This is a genomic window from Roseinatronobacter bogoriensis DSM 18756 (genome assembly GCF_004366635.1).
GTDB classification, from domain to species: Bacteria; Pseudomonadota; Alphaproteobacteria; order Rhodobacterales; family Rhodobacteraceae; genus Roseinatronobacter; species Roseinatronobacter bogoriensis.
On record NZ_SORN01000001.1, the window covers coordinates 507,839 to 529,920 of the forward strand.

Annotated in this window: 21 protein-coding genes; 10 read left to right on the plus strand and 11 right to left on the minus strand. The window is 59.3% G+C overall.

Annotated features, from left to right (window positions below):
• Positions 1-55: 55 nt before the first annotated feature.
• Positions 56-1,492 (minus strand): Si-specific NAD(P)(+) transhydrogenase, encoded by a 1,437-nt coding sequence (sthA, locus tag EV660_RS02300; protein WP_071481568.1) that lies wholly within the window; start codon positions 1,490-1,492, stop codon positions 56-58.
• 334 nt (positions 1,493-1,826) lie between these two features.
• On the opposite strand from sthA, the gene EV660_RS02305 reads away from it, so the two are divergent.
• Both EV660_RS02305 and EV660_RS02310 read left to right on the plus strand, forming a co-directional pair.
• Complete coding sequence (locus EV660_RS02305) at positions 1,827-2,990, plus strand: glycosyltransferase family protein (RefSeq protein ID WP_071481567.1); 1,164 nt, start codon at positions 1,827-1,829, stop codon at positions 2,988-2,990.
• A complete protein-coding gene (locus EV660_RS02310) occupies positions 2,987-4,024 on the plus strand; it encodes a glycosyltransferase family 2 protein (RefSeq protein ID WP_071481566.1) in 1,038 nt (345 codons plus the stop codon). Before EV660_RS02305 ends, EV660_RS02310 begins: the two co-directional genes overlap by 4 nt.
• On the opposite strand, the gene EV660_RS02315 is transcribed toward EV660_RS02310, so the two are convergent.
• Positions 4,018-4,707, minus strand: a complete 690-nt coding sequence (locus tag EV660_RS02315) for a sugar transferase (RefSeq protein WP_071481565.1) — start codon at positions 4,705-4,707, stop codon at positions 4,018-4,020. The genes EV660_RS02310 and EV660_RS02315 overlap by 7 nt on opposite strands.
• Positions 4,708-4,780: 73 nt before the next feature.
• Positions 4,781-5,563 carry a family 16 glycosylhydrolase gene (locus tag EV660_RS02320; protein WP_071482294.1) on the minus strand — a complete coding sequence of 261 codons (783 nt, stop codon included), beginning with the start codon at positions 5,561-5,563 and terminating at the stop codon, positions 4,781-4,783.
• A 147-nt stretch (positions 5,564-5,710) separates the two neighbouring features.
• Here EV660_RS02320 and EV660_RS02325 point away from each other — a divergent pair, with 147 nt between their 5' ends.
• Together EV660_RS02325 and EV660_RS02330 are read left to right on the plus strand one after the other, a co-directional pair.
• Positions 5,711-6,964 carry an O-antigen ligase family protein gene (locus EV660_RS02325; RefSeq protein WP_071481564.1) on the plus strand — a complete coding sequence of 418 codons (1,254 nt, stop codon included), beginning with the start codon at positions 5,711-5,713 and terminating at the stop codon, positions 6,962-6,964.
• Positions 6,961-7,905, plus strand: coding sequence for a glycosyltransferase family 2 protein (locus EV660_RS02330; RefSeq protein WP_071481563.1), 945 nt, complete (start codon positions 6,961-6,963; stop codon positions 7,903-7,905). The genes EV660_RS02325 and EV660_RS02330 overlap by 4 nt, the downstream gene beginning before the upstream one ends.
• Here the strand turns inward: EV660_RS02330 and EV660_RS02335 are convergent.
• From EV660_RS02335 to EV660_RS02345, 3 genes are read right to left on the minus strand one after another with little or no spacing between them, the layout of a single operon-like run.
• Complete coding sequence (locus tag EV660_RS02335; protein WP_071481562.1) at positions 7,902-8,774, minus strand: glycosyltransferase family 2 protein; 873 nt, start codon at positions 8,772-8,774, stop codon at positions 7,902-7,904. The two genes, EV660_RS02330 and EV660_RS02335, sit on opposite strands and share 4 nt — an antisense overlap.
• A complete protein-coding gene (locus EV660_RS02340; protein WP_084635002.1) occupies positions 8,771-10,024 on the minus strand; it encodes a polysaccharide biosynthesis/export family protein in 1,254 nt (417 codons plus the stop codon). The genes EV660_RS02335 and EV660_RS02340 overlap by 4 nt, the downstream gene beginning before the upstream one ends.
• Positions 10,017-12,170: a GumC family protein gene (locus EV660_RS02345; RefSeq protein ID WP_071481560.1), complete on the minus strand. Its 2,154-nt coding sequence runs from the start codon at positions 12,168-12,170 to the stop codon at positions 10,017-10,019. The genes EV660_RS02340 and EV660_RS02345 overlap by 8 nt, the downstream gene beginning before the upstream one ends.
• A 100-nt stretch (positions 12,171-12,270) precedes the next feature.
• Between EV660_RS02345 and EV660_RS02350 the strand changes: the two genes are divergently transcribed.
• A complete protein-coding gene (locus tag EV660_RS02350) occupies positions 12,271-13,389 on the plus strand; it encodes a glycosyltransferase family 2 protein (protein ID WP_157798952.1) in 1,119 nt (372 codons plus the stop codon).
• Positions 13,390-13,417: 28 nt separating this feature from the next.
• Here EV660_RS02350 and EV660_RS02355 read toward each other — a convergent pair whose 3' ends face one another.
• From EV660_RS02355 to EV660_RS02365, 4 genes are all read right to left on the minus strand, one after another.
• A complete protein-coding gene (locus EV660_RS02355; RefSeq protein ID WP_071481558.1) occupies positions 13,418-14,773 on the minus strand; it encodes an efflux transporter outer membrane subunit in 1,356 nt (451 codons plus the stop codon).
• A gap of 347 nt (positions 14,774-15,120) precedes the next feature.
• The gene (locus EV660_RS02360) at positions 15,121-16,047 is read right to left on the minus strand and encodes a UTP--glucose-1-phosphate uridylyltransferase (RefSeq protein WP_071481557.1); all 927 of its coding nucleotides are present in this window, start codon (positions 16,045-16,047) and stop codon (positions 15,121-15,123) included.
• 514 nt (positions 16,048-16,561) lie between these two features.
• Positions 16,562-16,732 (minus strand): hypothetical protein, encoded by a 171-nt coding sequence (locus EV660_RS18545; RefSeq protein ID WP_157798951.1) that lies wholly within the window; start codon positions 16,730-16,732, stop codon positions 16,562-16,564.
• Between the two features lie 246 nt (positions 16,733-16,978).
• Positions 16,979-17,368, minus strand: a complete 390-nt coding sequence (locus EV660_RS02365) for a hypothetical protein (protein WP_071481556.1) — start codon at positions 17,366-17,368, stop codon at positions 16,979-16,981.
• Between the two features lie 221 nt (positions 17,369-17,589).
• On the opposite strand from EV660_RS02365, the gene EV660_RS02370 reads away from it, so the two are divergent.
• The 5 genes from EV660_RS02370 (at position 17,590) to EV660_RS02390 (ending at position 21,156) form a co-directional block, all read left to right on the plus strand.
• Complete coding sequence (locus EV660_RS02370; protein ID WP_071481555.1) at positions 17,590-18,798, plus strand: hydantoinase/carbamoylase family amidase; 1,209 nt, start codon at positions 17,590-17,592, stop codon at positions 18,796-18,798.
• Positions 18,799-18,891: 93 nt separating this feature from the next.
• Positions 18,892-19,500 carry a nitrile hydratase subunit alpha gene (nthA, locus tag EV660_RS02375; protein WP_071482293.1) on the plus strand — a complete coding sequence of 203 codons (609 nt, stop codon included), beginning with the start codon at positions 18,892-18,894 and terminating at the stop codon, positions 19,498-19,500.
• The gene (gene nthB / locus EV660_RS02380; protein ID WP_071481554.1) at positions 19,497-20,156 is read left to right on the plus strand and encodes a nitrile hydratase subunit beta; all 660 of its coding nucleotides are present in this window, start codon (positions 19,497-19,499) and stop codon (positions 20,154-20,156) included. The genes nthA and nthB overlap by 4 nt, the downstream gene beginning before the upstream one ends.
• Positions 20,143-20,469: a nitrile hydratase accessory protein gene (locus tag EV660_RS02385; RefSeq protein WP_211116205.1), complete on the plus strand. Its 327-nt coding sequence runs from the start codon at positions 20,143-20,145 to the stop codon at positions 20,467-20,469. Before nthB ends, EV660_RS02385 begins: the two co-directional genes overlap by 14 nt.
• Before the next feature lie 216 nt (positions 20,470-20,685).
• Positions 20,686-21,156 (plus strand): CoA-binding protein, encoded by a 471-nt coding sequence (locus tag EV660_RS02390; protein WP_071482292.1) that lies wholly within the window; start codon positions 20,686-20,688, stop codon positions 21,154-21,156.
• On the opposite strand, the gene EV660_RS02395 is transcribed toward EV660_RS02390, so the two are convergent.
• A complete protein-coding gene (locus tag EV660_RS02395) occupies positions 21,151-22,059 on the minus strand; it encodes an SMR family transporter (RefSeq protein WP_071481552.1) in 909 nt (302 codons plus the stop codon). The two genes, EV660_RS02390 and EV660_RS02395, sit on opposite strands and share 6 nt — an antisense overlap.
• Between the last annotated feature and the right edge of the window lie 23 nt (positions 22,060-22,082).

Consider the following 22,082-nt stretch of genomic DNA (forward strand, 5'->3'; position numbering starts at 1 on the left):
CCATCACACTGCGCGCGGTGCCACGGTTCTGTTTCTGAACGGGAGGAATGCCCACTCAGGTCTGGCCAGATTGGGCTTTCTCGCGCTTGACCTTGTATTCTTCCGGAATGGGCATCCGGTTGAACGCATCCAGCCCCGCGATTTTGTAGGCTTCGGCCAATGTCGGGTAATTGAAGGTGTTTTTGACAAAGTAATCCACTGTCCCCTTCAGGTTCAGCACGGCCTGCGCGATGTGGATCAACTCTGTCGCGCCTTCACCCACGATTTGCACCCCCAGAACGCGCCGCGTCTTGAGGCTGAACAGCATCTTCAGCATCCCGTGTTCCAGCCCCATGATATGACCCCGGCTGGTTTCACGAAACCGCGCAACACCCACCTCATAGGGAATACCGCGTTCCTGCATTTCTTCCTCGGACATGCCGCAGGTCGAGATTTCGGGAACCGAGTATATCCCATAGGGAAACCACGGGCTTTCAGACAGGGTGGGCGTGTCCAGTGCGTGACATGCGGCAACACGGCCCTGCTGGACTGATGTAGACGCAAGGCTGGGATGGCCGATCACATCGCCTGCCGCATAGATATGCGGAACCTTCGTCTGATAGCTTGTGCGGTCCACCTCCAACCGGCCGCGATGATCCGTCGCCAGCCCCGCAGCCGCAAGGTTCAACCTGCTTGTTGCACCCAGACGCCCGGCCGCGAAAAGCAGCATTTCGGCGCGCACATGGCGTCCGTTCACAAGGGTGACTTCGGCGTAATCGCCTGCATCCTCAATCTTCTCGATTGCAGAGCCAAGCCGCAGATCGACCCCATTCTCGCGGATCTGGTGGGTGAAATCCTGAATCAGGGTCCGGTCGATGAAATCCAGAAAGGTCTCGCGCGGCTCAATCAGGGTCACCCGCACATCCAGCGCCGAAAACATGGTGGCATATTCCACACCGATCACACCCGCACCCACCACGATCAGACTGCGCGGAATGCGTGCCAGTTCCAGAAATTCGTCGCTGTCGACAATGCTGGTGCCATTGAAGGGCACGGTTTCGGGACGGAAAGTCTTTGTGCCGGTCGAGATCAGAAAGCGCTCTGCCGTCAGACGGGTGACATCGCCCGCTTCGGTGTCCACCTCCACAGTATGGGCATCTACAAACCGTGCCAGACCATACAGCGTATCAACATGGTTGCGGTTGAACTGATGCTCCAGCACATCCACTTCGTGATCAAGGGTCATGTGCAGCCGTGCCTTAAGGTCTTCGGCGCCGATCTTGTCCTTGACCCGGTAGGAGCGGCCATAGAATTTACGCTCTCGCCAGCCTGACAGGTTCAACACCGTCTCGCGCAATGTCTTGGATGGGATTGTGCCCGTGTGAACCGACACACCGCCAAGCCGGTCCTTGCGGTCAATGACAAGAACGCGGCGCTTCAACTTGCCCGCCTGAATTGCCGCGGCCCGGCCCGCAGGGCCAGAGCCGATGATGATCAGATCATAATCTTTCATTTGCCTACCCGAAAAACCTTTCTGTTTCAGCCCGTATCATAGCTATCTGTCACGTTCAGCCCAAAACTACGAGCGCCAGCTTGCCGGAACGGATTATCGCGGCTTTCGCTGGTCTGATAGTTGAGGGGCGATTGCCTGAATGCCCGGATGCGCCCAAGTCCGGCATGTCAAAACCCTCAACACTGTCAGCGCATATCGTGTGGCAAGGGACGCATAATCGCGCGGAGCGGTCTTGGCAAAGCCCGCAGTGCACAGGGCCAGGCTTCGGGGCGCTTCGGGAACATCTGATCGAATTTCCGGTTACGATTGCACCCAAATCCGGAGAGCGGCCCTGATGGAAATTGGCTACCTCGTCCATGATCTGAGCGACCCCGCGATCAAGCGGCGCGTTACAATGCTGACCGCAGGTGGCGCGCGTGTGGCTCTCGCAGGTCTGAGCCGCAGTGCCACGGGTCGTGAAGGGTTTGCCAATGCACTTGTGCTTGGGCAGAGTGCAGACGGTAAACTGGCACAACGGGCGCGGCAGATTGCGCATATTGTTGCGCGTCAGAGATCCAGACTTCTGGCGCATCTGGGCCAGCCCAATGTTCTGATTGCCCGCAATCTGGAAATGCTGGCCGTTGCAGTCAGTTTGCTACCGCGATTTCGCACGCGCCCGCGGCTTGTTTTCGAATGCCTTGATATCCACCGTCTGCTGACCGATCCCGGCGCTGCGGGCCTGGTTCTGCGGTTCGTGGAGCGGCGCCTTGCGCCCCATGTCGATTTGGTTCTGACCAGTTCGCCTGCTTTTGTCACACATCATCTTGGTGCAGTATTTGGCGATCGTATCGCCATCGTGGAAAACCGTGTGCTTGAGCTTGGTAGACCTGCTCTTGGGGCAAAGAGCCTTGCACCAATGCCCCCGCACGTCATGCCCAGGCCGCCTTGGCGCATTGGCTGGTTCGGCGCGCTGCGGTGCAAACAATCACTCGACATCCTGACCGAAGCGGCGCGACTTGCGCAGGGAAAGCTGGAGGTCGTCATTCGCGGTCGCCCCTCTCCTGCTGTGTTCGAAGATTTCCCGGCACTCATCCGAGGTCACGCTCATATGCGGTTTGAGGGGCAATATGACAGTGATGATCTGGGCCAGCATTATGCGGGTGTGCATTTTGCTTGGGGGGTGGATTTTTACGAGGCCGGGGCGAATTCCGACTGGCTGCTGCCCAACCGTCTTTATGAAAGCGTGCATTACGGAAGTGTTCTGATCGCGCGCATGAATTGCGAGGTGGGGCGGTTTCTTGTGCGCCACAACATTGGCGTTCCATTGTCCGACCTGTCGGCCGAAGCAGTAGCGCACAAGTTTTCGTCTGTGCGGGCAGAGGATTACCGCGACCTTGTCCTGCGCCAGCGCCGCCTGCCGCGTAGCATGTGGATGGCCGATCAGAGTGACTGTGTTGACCTTGTCAGGCTGCTGGCCAATGTGCCCGACCACAACCAGAAACTGGGTGTCATGAGATGACGGTTCCTTCCTGCCAATCCTGTGACCGGCTGCTGATTGTTATCCCGACACTCAATGAAGCCGACCATATTCAGGGCGTCATCCAGTCACTGTTGCATGATGCCCCACCCAGCACCATTCTGGTCGTGGCGGATGGGGGCAGCACCGATGGGACACCGACACTGGTGCGTCAGATGGATGATCCGCGCATCCGCTTTATTGAAAACCCCCACCGTATCCAGAGCGCGGCCATAAACCTTGCTGTTGCTGCATTCGGCGAAGGCGCGACCCATCTTCTGCGCGCGGATGCACATGCGCTTTATCCGCGTGGCTTTGTGCGGGCCTTGCTGGAGGATATGCGCGCGACAGACGCAACGGCGGTCACGGTGGCGATGACCACTCTGGCAGATCAGGGGTTTGTGGCAGGTGTGGCGGCCGCGCAAAACAGCCGCCTTGGCACTGGTGGTGCCGCGCACCGAATGGGGAAGGGTGGGCGCTTCATCGACCATGGTCACCATGCCCTGATCAGGATGGACGCATTTCGGGACATTGGTGGATATGATGCGCGCCAAAGCCATAACGAGGATGCCGAGTTTGACCACCGGCTGACCCGCAATGGCGGCCGGATCTGGCTAAGCGGGCGCACGCAGATGGGCTATTTCCCCAGACAGACAGCAAAGGCACTGTTTTTGCAGTATTTCCGCTTTGGCGCAGGGCGTGCGCAAACCTTGCTGAAACATGACCTACTGCCACGCCCGCGGCAGTTTTTGCCGCTTCTGGTCGCGCCTTCTGTGGGGCTGGCGGTGGTGGGGCTGGCCGGGTTGATGCTTGCACCCGCCTGGGGCTGGTTGGCCCTGATCGTCCCAGCGGGTTTATGGGCGGCGCTATGTCTTGGCTATGGCTCAGCGCTGGCGTGGGACGCACGGCGGGCAGCGGTGCTATGGGCTGGCCCAGCGGCCATGCTTATGCATCTGGGGTGGAGCGCCGGTTTTCTGCGCCAGCTTGCCAGCCATCTTGGCGGGCAAAGGCTCTGGTCGGCTGTGCGCAATCAGTAGCTGCCTTGTCGGCGCAGAACCACGGATACAGTGCGCAAGATGATTCCCAGATCGACCCAGAAATTCCGCTGGCGGACATATTGCTGATCCAGCATCACACGTTCGCGGTAGCCGACATCACTGCGCCCGCTCACCTGCCAAAGCCCAGTCAGCCCCGGACGAACGGCCATATAGTCGCGAATGGCACTGCCATAATGGCTTACCTCATCCATGACGATGGGGCGTGGCCCCACAAGGCTCATTTCGCCCTTCAGGATATTGATAAGTTGCGGTAGTTCGTCAAGGCTTGTCCGGCGTAGCATTGCGCCCAGCGGGGTGACGCGGGGGTCGTTGCGCAGTTTCTGGGTTTCGCGCCATTCCTGCGCGGCTTCCGGGTGTTCTGCAAGGTGCCGGGCAAGGATGGGGTCTGCGTTCACCGTCATTGTCCGAAACTTGAGACAATAAAACGCTTTGCCGCCTTTGCCGATACGCCGATGTGCGAACAACACGGGACCGGGGTCTTTTACGCGAATGAAAACTGCAAGCATGATAAGAAGCGGGCTGAGCGCGAGGAGTGACACAGCGGCAATCAGGCGGTCGAATACCTGCTTCACAAACGTATCGGGTGAAGGTCTCTCAGCGTCCTCTGCCCCGGTTGCAGGAGCAATGAGAAGGGACGAAGAAGAATTCAGCCGCTTTTCCATACAAAAACCCCACTGATGAATGCCTCAGTGGGGTTAAAGTCCGGGTCCGTTCGTTTTGTTCCTTAAAAAAGGGTTAATCTTCGCGCTTCAGAGCACCGAACTGGATTTCTGCATCGCACAGGATGGATGCGTCGAACAGGCATCCGGTTCCCAAGGGCGTAAAGGCCACCCAATCAACTTGGAAAATCAGGGGCTCCGACCACTCGAACAACCCCATCCAGTCGATCAACAGATCGGTCGTCCAGATGGAAAGATACATTTTCTGTTCAATCGCCGGAATCCTGTCGCTTTCCTCTGTTCGGATCAGGGCGCCATCCATGTACCACCGTAGGCGGCCAGGTTCCCAGATGAAGGCAAGATCGAGCCAGTCATCAACATTCGGGACCGGGGTCAGGTCTTCGTTCCCGCCCTCGCCGTCAAAGTAGATATTGGTCTGCAAGACCGGCTCTGTTGCGGACAGGAATTCAAAATCAATCTCGTTATGCAGCAAGCCTTGCGGTGGGCCAATGAATGTGAAGAAGTTGGAATTTGTGCCAGTGGCAAATGGCACCCGAACTCTGGCCTCATACACGCCATAGCCGAACCGCTGATGCGATTGTATTTCGGCGCAGATATAGTCTTCCGGCCCGTCTTCGGCCTGTTCAACAGACAGATGCAGCAAACCGTTTTCCACCAGCACTGCATCTTGCGACCACAGGCAGTTCTGGTGCGGGCCGTTCACCCAACCATCAGAGACGAACCATCGCTCGCTGTCGAGGGTTGCAAATTCGTCCACAAAGCCGTCCTGATCTGACGCGGCGGCTGAAAAGGCCAGAAGCGCGGTGGTCGCGGCTGCAAGCAAATATCCGTGGCGCATATCATTCTCCAATTCCTGTTGAGGCCCTAACCAGAAGGGCTTGCGAAATGTTCCGTCAAAAAGGCGGGAACAGTCCGGGTGTTTAGAGGTTACTCACCCTAGCTGGCGGAACCTCCGCATGCATTGGCCCAAGTCTATGGATAATTGATGAGTCTTTCCATCCCCCGCGCCCGGATACTGGACCCCGCATCAAACGGCATTTTCGCTGTCCCAGCGATTGCGATCTCGCTTTTCGTTTTTGCGTATTCTACGATCTACGGGCAAAAAGCGGTGCTGTTGTTCTATGCGATCTGGTTTCCGCTGCTGATGCTTGCCCCGGAGCGGTTGCTGGTCAATCGCGGCCCGATCCTGTTTGTTCTGGCGCTTCCAGCCCTTGCGGCCTTGTCGGTGCTGTGGTCGGATGTGCCGGCCCTTAGCCTGCGCGCGTCCATTCAATACGGCACGACAGTTCTGTGTGGTCTTATCGCTGCGCGGGTTGTCTCTGTTCGAAGTCTGGTGGCGGGGACAGTGCTTGGTGGGCTGGTGATCTTGCAGTACTCGCATTCCGAAGGCGCTTATGCCTATGACTTCCTAGACGCATCTTACGCGATGCAGGGGGCGTTTGAATCCAAGAATCAACTTGGCTTCTATGCGTCGCTGACGGCGTTTCTGGCCTTGGCCTATGCGGTCATGTCCGGCACGCCTTTCATTCTGCGCCCGGTTGCCTTGCTCATCTCTGGCTTTGCTCTCTGGACGCTTGTGCTTTCAGATTCAGCGACCTCGGCGATTGCCCTTGTCGCGGGCCTGTTCACGACGCTTGTTGTCCTTGGGGTGACAAAAATCGTGGTCAGTGCAAGGGCACAGTTTATCGTTATCCTGCTGTGTATTGCGCTTGCTCTCGCTGCCATCGCAGCGCAGGTGGGCGCGCTGGACGTCGTTTTCGAGGTCTTCGGCAAGGATACGACCCTGACGGGCCGCACCTACCTTTGGAACCAAGGCGTGTTGTTCGGTGAAGAACGACCTATTGCGGGTCTTGGATATTATGCGTTCTGGGTTCACAACAGGCCCGAAGCAGAGGACCTCTGGCGAGAATTCTACATAACCGCGCGCACTGGTTTTCACTTTCACAACACCCTGATCGAAAGTTTTGTTGCCTTGGGCCTTTTGGGGACAGCGCTTGTCGGCGCGTGGATGCTGGCGCTTCTGCTCGGTACGTTGCGCATTGTCATGAATACCGGCCTGCGCGCCGAAGCGGCGATCTGCGCCGGTCTGGCGGTCATCTTTTTCATCCGCTCAGGTGTCGAGATAGACTTTTTTACACCCTACACTGTGGGATCGTTTCTGGTGCCATATATCATTGTCCAGATGAGTGATCAGCGCCGCGCGGTGTTGGACTCCTACACGCGGGCTGTCACGCCTTGACGGGCGAAACGCCAAGAATTTCAGTCATCATCGCATCTTGGCGCGCCGGTCGCGTGCTGCCTTACGCTGTGGCCTCGGCCCTTGGGCAAGTGCGGGTCAGGGTCGAGGTCATCATCGTTGACGATGCGTCGCCTGATGACAGCTTTGCCAGCGCCGCAAGGCTGACTGTCGATCCGCGCGTCCGGGCCTTTCGGATGGACCGGAACGCCGGGCCTGCGGGCGCGCGCAACCTTGCGCTGTCCCATGTTCGCGCGCCTTGGGTTGCGGTGCTGGACGCGGATGACCTGATGCGCCCGGACCGCTTGTCGCGCATGTGCGCGCTGGCGCAGTCTGCCCCGGCAGATGTCATTCTGGGTAATATGACAGAAGTCATCGGCCAGTCGGACCGATCTGAAGACGCATCTATTGGCCAGCCCTTTATCACCAGCCTGACGGAACCCGCCCCGCTCGATCTGCGCAGCTACATCTTTGGCAATTTCGAAGGGCAGGGTGGGCGGACATATGGCTATCTGAAGCCGCTGATATCCACTGAGTTTATCTCAAGGCACCGCATCCGCTACAACGAGAGCCTACGCAACGGAGAGGATTTCCATCTTGTCTTGTCGTGTTTCGCCGCTGGCGCACGGGTCTGGGTTTCGCCGGTTCCGGATTACCTGTATTTCCGCCATGACGCGTCAGTGTCGCACAGGGCTGATCCGGCGCATCTGGAAGCGCTTGCCGCCGTAGATCGCGCCTTTGCAGAAGCTCAATCTGACCCGGAAATCCGCGCCCTGATGTACAAGCGTGCCACGCAGATCGAGCAACTTTGCGCCACCGAAACCATCATGGCCGCCCTGCGAGAGCGCCGCATCGCGCAAGCCCTGTCCGTGCTATCTCATCACCCCAGCGCAACCCCGCGTTTGGTGCGTCAATTGTCGCAAGCCCTGAGCAAGCGCCTTTAGCCATAGGCCCGGCGCCCCGTTGCCCCCGCCAGCGCGCCAAAGCAGACACCTGCGTGAAACACCGATCGAAGCCCCCAGAAGGCAAGACCGGACGGATTGGCCAGATGGGGCAGGGCGCGCAACGCTGAATAAACTGCCTTGGCGCTGCTTGTGGTGAACAGGGACATGCGCCCATACAGGGCGGTCGCCCCGTAATGCCGCCCTTCGGCGAAGCGGCGTTCCGCCAGCCAGCGCAGTCGCAAACGGCGGGGATCGACCACTTCATGGACCACAGCATCCGGGCATATAGCAAAGCGCCCCCCGTCCCTGGCGAAACGAAAGAAGAAATCCGTATCCTCTCCGCCCGAGCGCCCCAGATCTTCGCGAAAGCGTAACTGTGGCTTGCGCATCAGCACATTGCAGGTATGCCCTGTTTCAACGCGTCCATTGCGCTGTTGCGGCTGGTTGGACAGAAAATCGTTGCGGGTTATCCATTCAGGCGCATCGGGCGGATAGAGCGCGCGGGCAGGGCCAAAAACGGCGTCTGCGCCGCTTTCTTGAAGGCAGGTCCAGAGTGTGGAAATCCAATCGGGCGGTGCGGTTTCGTCATCATCCAGAAAAGCCACAAACTCGCTTTGCGCCGCGTCAAGACAGGCATTTCGGGCAATCGAAATATTGCCTGCGGGGGCATGAACATAGACAACTGGAATGCCCGCGCCAGAACCCAGCACGCGCCCCTTGGCTGACGGCATCTCGTCATTGTCAGCAACCACCAGCCGTAATGTCACGTCCTTTGGCAAGACCTGCGTGGCCACGCTCCGGATGGCCTTTGTCACGCTGTCGCGACGAAAGGTGCAGATGCACACATCAATTTGGGTCTGCCCGGTCACTGCAAGGCAAGCGGCATCTGGCGCAGCGCGCTTCCAACCGTGGTTGTTTCCTGCCCCGGCAAAGGCACCACCAGTTCCAGCACATCACCGGGCTGCATTCTGTCAGTGCGTGTCACCGGCACGGGTTCTGCATCACCGCGCGTCAACATGATATCGGGTGCCCCCAGACCGTCCATTTGCGTATAGCCATCCTCGTATTGCGTTGCCTCTGCATAGAGCGCGGCTTCGGTGCTGATGCGGATGCGATATTCCTCTATCTCGCTACGCACGGTCAGCAATTGCTCGGCCACTTCGCGCGCTCTTGTATTCACAAGGTCCAGCCGCTCGCGACCGGCCTCGTTCAGGCGCTGCTCGGCGTTTAGCCGTGCTGTCGCCAGTTCCAACAAACGCACTTCCTGATCTGCCACACGCGATTCCAGTTCAATCCGACGCCCCGCAACCGACAGGCCACGCGCCACAAGGTCAGAGATATTGTCCAATTCCTCGGTAGCAAGCTCCAACTGTCTTTCGCGCAGGGCAACCTGCACTGTCATCTGCTCGATCTGTTGTTCAAGCAGGGCCTCTAGGCCGTCAAGCTGCGACAGAGCCGAGGCCAGCGCGGCCTGTCGCGCGGCAAAAATCTCGCGTTCGCGCGCCATCAGCTCATTTCCGATACTGGCATTGCGAAGCTGGGTCGGGATCTCGATCTCGTCGCTGTCCTCATTTTCGGCAATCAGGCGCGCTTCAGTGGCCAGCCTGCGCAGCAAGGCAAGATTGAGTACTTCATAGTTTCCCAAGGACGCAAGCGCGGTGCGCGCATTGCGCTGAAACTCGACCCGCCCCTGCGCCATGCCGCCTGCAAGGCCGATGGCCTGAAATACCGTCAATCCCGGTGTATAGGCATAGGCGCCGGGGGTGCGCACTGCCCCCAGCACATAGACCGGCCGAAACTGGACCATATCCACCGTGACCTGCACCTCTTCGCGGCTGACCAGCTGATTGCGAAACGCGGCGGCGATTTCGACCGAAATCTGTTCGGGTGTCTGGCCGGCCGCCGCAACCCGGCCCGCCAGCGGCAGCCCCAAAGTCCCATCAGGGGCAACAGTATATTCGCCGTTCATGTCGGTCCAGGAGACATATGTCCCCTCAACTGCATCCCAATGCCCGACCCGGATCATCACCACATCCTGTGGCCCCAGAACATAGTTTTCGGCCTGTCCGGCACTGGCAAAGGCTAGTACCATGAGTATCGCTTGCAGGATGTTACGCATTGATCAACCTTGCTTCGTATTCACCTGGGTCCATGTAGCGCCGCGCGCCACGCAGATCAGCGCTGTCCAGAACTGTTGCGGCAAGACCAGCCCTGAAGTCGCGGTGATCCCGCATCGCTTCAACCAACAGTTTCGCGGTCACCTTGTTCCAGGCGATGCTCAGCACTGTTGCGTCCAGCATGCTGGAGACATTGTCTTGTATGACAGCATGTGTGAGTGGCGGCATCACGATTAGCGTGTATGGCCACTGCTCGCGCCAGTCGGATAGCGCCTCGTCACTGGCGCGGCGGGCATACTTCTCGAAAAACGACTGCTCCAGATCTTCAAAACTGCCGATTTCAACATTTTCGAGATGAGAGAGCATGTTTTTCGCAGCAGGGCTTAGCCCACCCGCATCGACCAGCGCAACAAAGCCAGAGCGTGCCACCATCGCCTGACATAGCGCTGCCACCACTGATCCGACATCGCCACCATCATCAAGCGCGGCCAGCCCGACGATCCGCCCCTTGGCGAGAGGCACCTTGCGGTCGATTTCCTGACGCATGCGGGTCGCCGTGCGCTGTGTCACCTTGTTGGCTTTCTGCTTGCCAAGGGAATCTGCGTTGCGCGGGATCAACCCCACACAGGGCAGGCCCGAATGCAGGGCAACTTCGGTGGCAGTTCGAAGCGGGGCTGTGCGCATTTCGCGCATTGCTGCAAGCACAAGTCCGATCAGCCCCCCCATCATGATGCCCGATATCAGCAAGCGCAGTCTGCGCGGGCTAGAGGGCGCGCGCGGGACTTCGGCATCCGAGAGGATCTGAACCGATGCGATGGGAAAGCCCTGCTGCTGCATCGTCGTTTCATGCCGGCGCAGATAATCGGCGTAGACTTGCGCATAGGTCTGGGCAACCGCTTCCAGCTGCGCCAGCTGGCCCACCGCTTCATTGCCATTCCCGGTATCCGTCACCATGGAAAGTTCCTGCCGGAGCGAATTTTCACGGCTTTTGGCAATGTTGTAGCGGGTGCGCAATGCAGTCACTTCGCCTTCCAGCGTCAGTGCAATATCCGCGCTTAGCGCGTCCAATGCGTTCTGTAGGCGGGTTGCCTGAGGATGGTCCGCACCGGCTTGCGACGTGACCCGAAGCAGGTTGCGCCGTGTTTCAAGGTATTCCCGGCGCAAGGCAATCAGCGGATTGCTCGCATCGCCATCCGCATAGAGCGCGGAAATCGCAGCCATCTCGCCCGGGGTCGCGTCCAGAAGCGCTTCGTAGCTTTCCAATTCGGCGCGCAAAGCGGCAGTGTCCGTTGCGGCCCTGACCAATGCGCTTGCAAGCTCTGACTGCTGCTGTTCTGACAGCAGGTCGCCACGTGCCTGCAACAAGTTGTTTTCAACGCGAAACTGCTGAACTGCGCTTGCCGCTTCGATATTGCGCCGCTCCATCGTGTCAAGGCGTTCTCTGATCCAGTTTCCGGCATTGATTGCAATCTCGGTGGTCCCGGCCAGCTGAAACTGGGTATAGGCTTCGCCATAGGCGCGGGCGATCATTGCTGTCTGGTGGGCGTCAAATCCGGTAAATGTCAGGCGCATGACGAAGCTGCGATCAATGCGTTCGACCATGACCTGATTGAGAAGGATCGAAGCGGCGGCTTCGCGCGCCAACTGCTCCAGGTCTGCCGGCTCGGTCGATTGTGAGAAGGCCGGATCTTGCCTTGAGCCGACCAGAAGCGGCGCTGCCAACCCGCGCAACGCGCCCAATATCCGCACAGATGCATCTATTGGTGGATCAAGAAACGCCTCGTCCTGATGCAGATTGAGCGCATCCACAACTTCAAGCGCTAAAGCGCGTGAGCGGATGATTTCCATCTCGCTCTGAATTGCGGCATCCGTGACCACGGCATTGGGCAGGGCTGACACCTGATGCAACAGTTCCGATCGTTCCTGGTCCAGCAGGATCGTCACTGTTGCATCATATCGCGGGACAGTTCCCATTCCGTTCAGCAGGGCAATGGTCCCCCCGATGAAGGCCGCAGCGCAAATCACGATCCATTGCCGACGCAACGCCCGAATTGCCCGTGCGGGGTCAAGCGTGACTGTCTCGCGCGTGGCACCTGCTGGGGGTGCCACCTGCCAGACTGTGCCTTTTTCTCCGATTGGCCCTGTCATCTCAAATCCATCCTTTGACAAGTGCTGAAACAAAATGGGCTGAGGGATGTTGATGCCTCATGCGGAAACCCCGCTGGTCTTTATCAACGAAGGAAGCACAATGGCCCTTCCACCCTGTGATGTGATCATCCCGGCCAGAAACGCGGCAGCGACTCTTGGCGAAGCGGTATCCTCGGTTCTGGCGCAAACCGCCCCTGACCTGTGTCTGTACATCGTCGATGACGGCAGTACCGACAGCACCCAAGCCATCGCGCGCGAGTTCGCCGCCGCAGACAGCCGTGTTACTGTCCTCAGCCTGCCCGGTGCGGGCATTTCGGCCGCAATGAATGCCGGGATTGCCGCTGGCAGCAATCCCGTTATCGCCCGCCTTGATGCCGACGACATATCCGACCCGGACCGCCACGCGCGGCAACTTGCATATTTTGTGGCCAATCGTGATGTTGTCGCCCTGTCCGGCGCGCATCGCGAGATCCGCGCCAATGGCACGCTGACCGGCCGCATTCATCGCGCTGCTTTCGAAACCCATGCCGATCCTGCCCGTGCCCCGGCCAGTGAGCCGCCGCTGACGCAGCCCTTCTTCATGGTTCGCCGGACTGCGCTTATGGCTGCTGGTGGCTACCGTCCATTCCCCGTGTCCGAGGATAGCGATCTGTACTGGCGCCTGTCCGAACAGGGTGCACTTGTCTGTTTGCCCGAGATTGTCGGATCTTACCGGGTGCATTCGGGCAGCATTTCTGCGGCCTCTATCGTCAATGGCCGCCTGATGGCGCTGTGCTCGCAACTGGCAGCGCTTTCTGCCCGCCGCCGCGGGCGCGGCGCGGCTGACATCATCCTTCCGGCGCAGCCGCGCTGGCGCGATGCCGGTGATCTTGCCAGCATGATTGACCATGCCGCCGCCGATACGGGGCTTGAACCCGCAGAGCTGCGCCACTTGCGCATTGCCTGCGCCGCCAAGCTGATGGAACTTGCCGGATACCGGCCCTATGAACTGGAAGCGCGCGATTGCACTTTCATCGCATACGCGCTGGAAATGGATGCCGATGGGCTTGCCCCGGAAAACCGCTCCGATCTTGCCAAGATGCGCTCCGCCAGCGCTGCAAGGCTGTTGCGTAAGGGCCATGTCGGTCGCGCCCTGAAGCTGGCGCCGGTCAGCCTGATGCCGCAAACCTTGCTGCGCGCGGGGACGGGCCGACTTTACTGGTCGAAACTGCCCGGATAAGCCGGACCCGTCGCGGTTTTCAGGGTGCCTAATCGGTGTTGTTCGCACTGGCTGTTTCCTGCTGTGTAGGGGCTGCTGCCGGCAGTTCGGTGACAAACGACCCACCAAGTGCCAGATGCAGCGCAACGCGATTGCGCAGCAGCTCAACGCGCACTGTATGCGCGTCGCGCAGCGCCTCGAAATAGCGCACACGCACGTCATTCAAACGAAAGGCTTCCAATTCGCCGGCTTCAAAACGCTGGCGTTCAGTGGCGACGGCGCTTTCCAATTCGCTTGCAGCGCTGTTGAGCAAGCTCAGACGGCGGCGCAGCGCGGCTTCATCGGCAATGGCGGATTCAACTTCGCGGAAGGCGGTCAATGCGCGCGCGCCATAAAGTGCCAACGCTTCTTGCTGCTGCGCATTGCGGACTCTGACCTGTTCGGCGCGCTGCCCACCGTCAAGGATTGGTGCAAAAATATTACCTACAAGCGACCAGGCCAAGCGGCTTGGATCGCGCTGCGATGTGATGGCACCGGACAACGAGACGCTGGGCATCCGCGCGGCCTTTGCCTCGCTGCTGCGATAAAAGGCTGCCGCCACACGCCGTTCGGCTGCGATAATATCTGGACGCCGCTCAAGGATCTGGGCGGGCAGGCCGACTGGAACACTTCCGGGCAAAGAAGGCAGGCCGCGCACAACATCAAGACGGCCAGAGGGGTAGCGCCCGGTCAGCACTTCAAGCGCGCGCCGTCCATTGGCCACGGCGGCTTCGGCGGCAATAACCCTGTCACGCGCCCGCGCAACATCGGCACGCGCCGAATTGCCTTCGACGGCCAGAATTTCTTGCGCCTCGATGCGTTGCTCGACGCTGGCAAGCAAGGCTTGACGCGCTTCAAGTTCCTGACGCGCAATTTGCAAGGAGCGGGCGCTGCCGTTTACGTCAATCCAGGCCAAAGCCACCGTTGCGGCAAGCGACTGTCGCGCGGCCTCAAATATGGCCTCTGCGGCAACGGCCTCATAGCCTGCGGCCATGCGCTGCCCTTGTATACGGCCCCACAAGTCAATTTCCCAGGTCATGCGCAGCGCACCGCTGGCCGTATCCTCGGGTCTGCCATCGCCATCGCGCCGCAAACCCAGATCAGCGTTCAGCGTCGGCATGGCGGCAGCGCCTGCCTGTCGCGCGATGGCCTGCGCTTCGCTCAGTCGTGCCGCAGCGGCGCGCAGATCACGATTGCTCTTCATTGCATCTTCGACCAGTTGGTTCAGCACCGGGCTTCTGAAGGACGCAACCCAACCGCTATCAACCATGCGTGGCTCGCTCTGCGCGAAGGCCGCCCACTGAGTCGGCACAGTGAAATCCCGCGTTGTGGTGAATGGCCCCGGCTGGGCACATGCCCCAAGCATGACTGAAAGTATTACGATTTTTACGGATGGCTTGACGGCTTTGGCAGCATTGAACGGCATTTGGCGCTTTCTCCACGGATTATCCCCGGTGCAACATGAGGGGGGTCAATTTTGTTCCTGAAAATCCTGCCAAAAACTCTGGGTAAGGTGGCAACTCGCGCACACTGCCACAAAGAAAGTTTGGATGTGATGTTTCCCTGCAACGGTTGGTGAGTTGGACAAACTTCACACAACATGCCAAGAATATGGCCGATCAGGACGTCTCTTCGCGCGTTCTGGCTGTGCAAAGCGGGCCACGACACGGATGACGGCATGCGCGCGGGCTACTCGCCCACGCGCATCCGGCGTTATCGCGCTTGATAAACTCCTGCGGCATCAGCACCAGAGACTGTCACTTTCCCTCCGATTGAAAGCGCCGAGATACCCTTGGCCGCAATACCGTTCCGCCCGGCCTTCACCTGGTGTTTGCGGGCAATCGCCGCGTCCAGAAGGCCGTCATGGCAACCGCAATCAAAGCGCGTGCCACTGAACCGGAACGCATGAAGTGCAATGTTTTCGGCGTCGCGCGCAATCGCATCGGTTAGCTGAATTTCACCGCCCGCGCCTTTTGGAATATCGCGCAGGGTCTCAAAGATGCGTGGCTCCAGAATGTAGCGCCCGACAGCGGCCAGCCGTGATGGTGCTTCTTCGGGGCGGGGTTTCTCTACCATGCCAGAAACCAGCACGCTGCGCCCGATAGAGGCTTGCGTCACCGAAAAGATCCCGTAACTGCTGGTCTCTTCTGGCTGAACCTCCATGGCTGCGATCATATGGCCGCCGGTATAGTGGTCTGCCATTTCCGACAGGCAAGCTTCGCCAAGGATAAGGTCATCTGGCAAAAGCACGGCAAACGGGCCCGGCAAGGTCAATTCCGCAGCGCAAAGCACTGCATGGCCAAGACCCAGAGGCTGCGGTTGTTCCGCGAACACCACGTCGATGTGATCGGGCACCTCGATATTGGCCAAGGCATCGCCCAGACGTGTCTTGCCAGATGCATTCAGGTCATCAATGAAGGCGCGATCAGGGGTCAGATAGCGACGTATTCCTGCCTTGTCGGGGTGGATGACGATGACAATGCGCTGCACACCCAGATCAATCGCCTCATCTATAGAGAATTGCAGCGCGGGCCTGTCATAGATGTTCAGAAGTTCTTTTGGGGTGGCCTTGGTTGCTGGCAAAAGACGTGTGCCCTTTCCCGCTGCAGGAATTACAACTGAAGCTATTGAATGTGTCATTGTCTACAAACCCTTGTTTTACGGCCCAGCACGCCGCAACCCGGATGCGGTGTGGGCAATCGCTATACTAAGTGTAAGGTGGCGTGGTTCTCTGGCGCAAAACCCGCCAGTCAGATCACCGTGCTGTTCGTTTCGGTGCAACTCAGGCTGGCGATCCTGCTTGGCGTTTGCGCCGGTGCCAGTCTGGCTGCTGTGCCGCCGACGATGGTAATCCAGGACCTGTTCCCGCTGCCAAAGCGGATACTCCTATTCAAGCGCATTCGCATATCTTCCCCAAGCTTTACTGCACGCAACCCAAGAACCAGAAGACTGCGGAAATGTTCCAGAAAGCTTCGGGCGTTCTGAAAATTCGCATGATCTGTAATTGTTCTTGTTCAGCGGCGCGCAACACATCACTTGGCAAAGCCTGAAAAAACTGCGTGTGCACTGCTGATGCCGCTTAAGAAAGGCAAGCAATTCTGTCGCGTTAAATCAATGCACAGAGCGCAAGACCGCCATTCCTGTCCGGGCGCTTTCAGTCCTGCGCGCGCTTCTTCAGCCGCTCTTCAAGTGTCCGGGCAAGGCGTTTCAGTTCGTCAGAAACAGGTTCTTCTGCCACGCGCTCAAAAAGCGCTCTCAATTCCCGATCAAGCGCCGCATCATCCGTGTCGTTTTTCTTCTGGTCCTGAGAATTTGGGTCTGACATCTTCTGGAGCCTTATTTTCAAAGCTTCTTATGGTTTGCTTGGTGCGTTTGCCTGAGAATCGCGCGCGCGGCGGCTTATAGGCCGGGGTCGAAGGGATTGTCAAAACAACGTCCTGCCAACGTTTTTGAGGGAATGTGCATCACGTTGTGTTGATTCTTGCTGGTGCCGGGCTTTGGGTTTCCTATGCGCGTCCCACCAATCGCCTCAGGAGGGTCAAAACAATTTCGGACCCATGTGGCAGGTGGCTTAATCTTCAGAAGGTGCTTGCGGTTGCACGCTTTGTTCTTGCGTCAATGGTTGCAGGTCAGAGGGTCGCCCCCAGATCGACACGCTGACCTGATCAATTCCCTCTTCGCGCGCATGTGCCGGTTCCAACTCTACGATCCGGACCCGCAAAGGGGCCTGTCGTTCAAGCGCCGGGGTGATCAGCATCGCAGCATCCGGCCCCAGATAGCCAAGTTGCTTGCGCTTGTTCCTGCTGAAGCCAAAAGACCAGCGCGCGGGCAATTTCACGAAAGCAGCCACACGGTTTTGCTGGTCATATTCCAGCGCGACGTCCTGACCAAGGGTCACACCTGACCCCTGAATTGCAAATTGTAGCCCGTCTATCCTTGTCTGGTGGATAAGTGCCTGCATGATGTGCCACCCCTGTGTTTTTTGCCAAGGTTACGCATACCCCCGCGACTTGGCGAGGGGCGGCATTGCAATTGGCAACATGAGCGCGGCATTCCGCTTATCTGGCCCCAAATAACACGTCACCCGCAAAGCGACGGTCAGAACGCGCGATATCCTCAAGCAGGCTTGGCTATCGGGGTATTCGCTGGTTTAAAGGCGTCGGGTTTTCGAAAGGTCAGAAGATGAACGTCGATGGGGAACGCTTCCTGAAGGATTTGCACCAGCTTCGGAGTTTCGGGGCGTCCGGGACAGGCAAAGGGGTCGTGCGTCCGGCCTACTCGTCCGCAGATATTGCCGCGCGTGAATGGCTTGCCGATCGTATGCGCGATGCAGGGCTTGATGTTCGTTTCGACCCTGTTGGCAACCTCTGGGGGCTGTCAGAGGGTAAATCCCTGCTGATAGGCTCTCACAGTGACAGCCAGCCAGAAGGCGGGTGGCTGGATGGTGCTTTGGGCGTTGTCATGGGGCTGGAACTGGCCCGCGCGGCGCGCGAAGCGGGTGGGCCAGCTGTTTCTGTTGTCAGCTTTCAGGATGAAGAAGGGCGCTTTGGCGTCACCACTGGCAGTGCGATCTGGTCGGGTGGCCTGTCGCTGGAGCATGCTGATCACTTGACCGACAGCACCGGAACCAGCTTTGGGGCCGCCCGTGCGGCAATGGCGCATCTGGCGCAGGATTTTGTCGATCCGGCGCGGTTTAGCGGTTTTGTCGAATGTCACATCGAACAAGGGCCGTGGCTGGATGAGGCCGGGCAATCCATCGGTGTGGTCACTGATATCGTGGGCATACGCGATATGCGCATCACATTCGAAGGGGCGCAAAACCATGCGGGCACCACGCCCATGCACCTGCGGCGCGATGCGTTTCAGGCGCTTTCGGCATTCAACACGGCACTGAATGACAGGCTGCGCAATGTCGTCACGCCAGCATCGGTCTGGACCATCGGTCATGTTCACCTGCATCCGGGCGCGCATAGTATTGTACCGGGCAAGGTCGTGTTCTCGATGCAGTGGCGCGATGGCGAGTCCGTGCGGCTTGGGCGAATGGAAAAAGTGATCCGAGATACGGCGGCTGAAATCGCAGATACGATGGGGATGGGCTTGTCATTTTCCGAAATGCTGGGGTTGGAACCCGTGGCGATGGCGCGGCCTTTGCGCGCCGCAATCGCGGATGCCGCGCAACAGGTTGCACCTGGAAAATGGCGCGAAATGCAATCAGGCGCCTTGCATGACGCAACCAATGTCGCGGCGCTTATGCCTGCGGCAATGATGTTTGTCCCCTCGATCAACGGAATCAGCCATGCGTTTGAGGAAGACACAGATGAGGATGATTTGCTGTGTGGTTTGAACGTGCTGGCACAAGCGCTTCCTGCGCTGGCAGGGGCAGGTCATTGATCGGGGTGTCGCGCCGCCTGTGCGGCGCGCTTCTGGTGTGATCGCACTTGCGAAAGCTTAATGATTCAGTACCTTCGCGCAGGGGGAACCGACATGCCGCATGACCACAGTGAACATGACAACCATCTGGACCCGATCGACGCCCGCGTGCGTGCGCTGGAAACAATTCTGACGCGCAAGGGTCTTGTAGACCCTGCCGCGATGGATCGGATCATCCAGACTTATTCCGAGGATGTAGGCCCGAAAAATGGCGCGCAGGTCGTCGCGCGTGCATGGTCGGAACCGGGTTTTGCCGACTGGCTGGCCCAAGATGCCACGGCGGCCATTGGCTCGATGGGGTTTTCGGGGCGTCAGGGTGAACATATGCAAGCCGTTTTCAACACGGATGCGGTGCATAACCTTGTCGTCTGCACCTTGTGTTCCTGTTACCCGTGGCCGGTCCTTGGCCTGCCCCCGACATGGTATAAATCGCCCGCTTACCGGTCGCGTGCGGTGTATGAGCCGCGCGCGGTGCTGGCGGAATTCGGTGTCACCCTGCGCGAAGGCCAGAATGTGCGGGTCTGGGATTCGACCGCTGAGTTGCGCTATCTGGTCATCCCGCAACGGCCTGCTGGCAGCGAGGGGTTGTCGCAGGCAGAATTGGCCGGGCTGGTCACGCGCGACAGCATGATCGGGGCCGGACTTGCGCAGGTGCCGTCATGAACGGCCCGCATGATCTGGGCGGCCAGATGGGGTTCGGGGCCATCAATCCAGAAGGCGAGAGCGCCCCGGTTTTCCATGCCGGGTGGGAAGCCCGCGCGCTGGCGCTGACGCTTTGTGTCGGTGCCTTGGGGCGCTGGACACTGGATGAAAGCCGCCATGCCCGTGAAAGCCTGCCGCCGGCTGTCTATTACGGGGCCAGCTATTACGAGATATGGATCAGGGGGCTGGAAGCGCTGCTGGTCAAACACGGCTTGATCAGCGCAGAGGAGATGGCAACGGGGCAGGTGGCCGAGGCTGCGGCGCATCCAAGGCGATTGCCCGCTGACGCTGTCGCGCCCGCCCTTGCGCGCGGCGGGCCGACCGACCGGCCCCTGCAGACAGCGCCCCGCTTTCAGCCCGGCGACAAGGTGCGCGCCAAGGTCATACACAAGCGCGGCCACACAAGGTTGCCGCGCTATGTGCGCGGTGCCGTGGGGATGATCGAGGCAGATCACGGGGGCCACGTTTTCCCGGATACAAATGCGCATGGTCAGGGCGAAGCGCCGCAACGGCTATATACTGTCGTGTTTGACGGACGCGCCCTGTGGGGCGATGATGCCGAGCCGGGCCTGCACATCTCTGTCGATGCATGGGAGAGCTACCTTGAACCGGCCTGAACACCCGTTTGCCGCGCCTTGGCAGGCGCAGGCATTTGCCATGACCTTTGCCTTGCATGAAAAGGGCGTGTTTACATGGGCCGAATGGACAGCGGCGCTTTCCGACGCGCTGGGCGCGGATACCCGCGACGGGGCGATGTATTATCAGTGCTGGGTTGTTGCGCTGGAACGGTTGATCGACCAGAAGACCGGCACCACCGAAGCGCAGCGCGCCGATCTTGCCTTGGCATGGCGCCGCGCAGCGCAGGCGACACCGCATGGACACCCGATCAAGCTGGACAACGACCCGGAAGCCCGCGTCAGTGGCCATTAAGCCCTACCGGCCCATGCGCATTTTGTCGCATCTCTCACAGTTGCGCGATTGGCACTGGAAGTTTTGCGCAATCGTACCAACCTATTACATGTGACGCAGGACCGGAACATCCGCGTCTTCTTTGTTACTGTCCCTCGTTCCGCACCTGCGCCCGGTCATCAAGACCGGGCGTTTTTTATCTTGCGCCGGGCGATTGCCCGCGCTTTCATGGCGCTTATGACCAAACCTAATGACGCGACCCTTAAACGAATCCTGCAACGTACCAAAACCATCGCAGTGGTCGGTGTGTCGCCAAACCCAGTGCGCGCAAGCTATTTCGTGGCGCGCTACATGAAGCTGAAGGGCTTTCGGGTGATCCCGGTCAATCCCGGTCATGCTGGCGCAAACCTGCTTGGCGAAACCGTCCGCGCTACGCTGGCAGATTGCCCGCCAGAGGTGGATATGGTCGATATTTTCCGCCGGTCCGAATATGTGCCTCCAATCGTTGAAGAAGCGCTGGCCCATCTGCCCAATCTGCGCACGATCTGGATGCAGATCGGGGTTACCAACCCCGATGCTGCTGCCCTTGCGCAGGCGCAGGGCCTGGACGTGGTGCAGAACCTGTGCCCCAAGATGGAGTATCAGCGCCTGTTTGGAGAGTTGCGGATGGGCGGCATCAATACTGGTATCCTGTCCTCGCGCCTATGACGCGCGGCCCAATTCCATGATCACGGCCCCCAGCGCGATCAGGCACATCAACGCAAGCTTGCGTGGGCCTACGCGCTCCTTCAGGATGAACCAGCCGATAAAGGCCGCGAACACGGTCGAGGTTTCGCGCAAGACTGCCGCTTCGCCCACTTTGCCGATCAGGGTGGCGATCATGACCGCGCCAAAGCTGATATAGGCGATCAGCGCACCCGCAAGGCCGCGCAGCAATAGGGGCAGGGGGCGCGGCGGTTGGGCCATGTTGCGGTAACGCAGCGCGCCCAGAATCATGAAATCCACTGATGACAGAAAGAAAAACCACGCCAGAAAGCCAAGCGGGTCGCCTGATAACCGGATCGCCCAGGCGTCATATGTGGTGTAGACTGCCACCATCACGCCGCCTGCCAGCGCCCAGACCAGCCCCACTTTCAGCGCGCGCAAATCAATTTGTTCTTCCGACAGGTTGCGTAGCGCCAGCAGCAAGATCCCCCCCGACAGGCACGCCACGCCCAACCATTGAAGCGCGGTGTATTGTTCGCCGAAAAACAGCATCGCGGCAATGACAGTGATTAGCGGACCAGTGCCGCGCACCACCGGGTAGACAACCGTAAAGGCCGCTTTTTCATAGGCCAGCGCCATCGCCATTTTGTAAATGAAGTGAATGACCACCACACCCACCAGCACGGGCCACATATGCGGGTCCGGCAGGCCAAAGACGAACAGCGCAATAGGCGCGGACAGCACGACCAGCGAAAGGTCGATGGACCCGCGCGAGAGCCACGGGTCATGCCCGCCTTTCTGAAGTGCGCCAAAGACAGCATGGGCAAGTGCAGCCGTCAGCGCCAGAAAAGTCGCCAGCCGCGCGCCCTCTGGCGTGCCGACAAGCGAAAGCAGCCATTCATTCATTCGGCATACCTGCGAAGATAGTT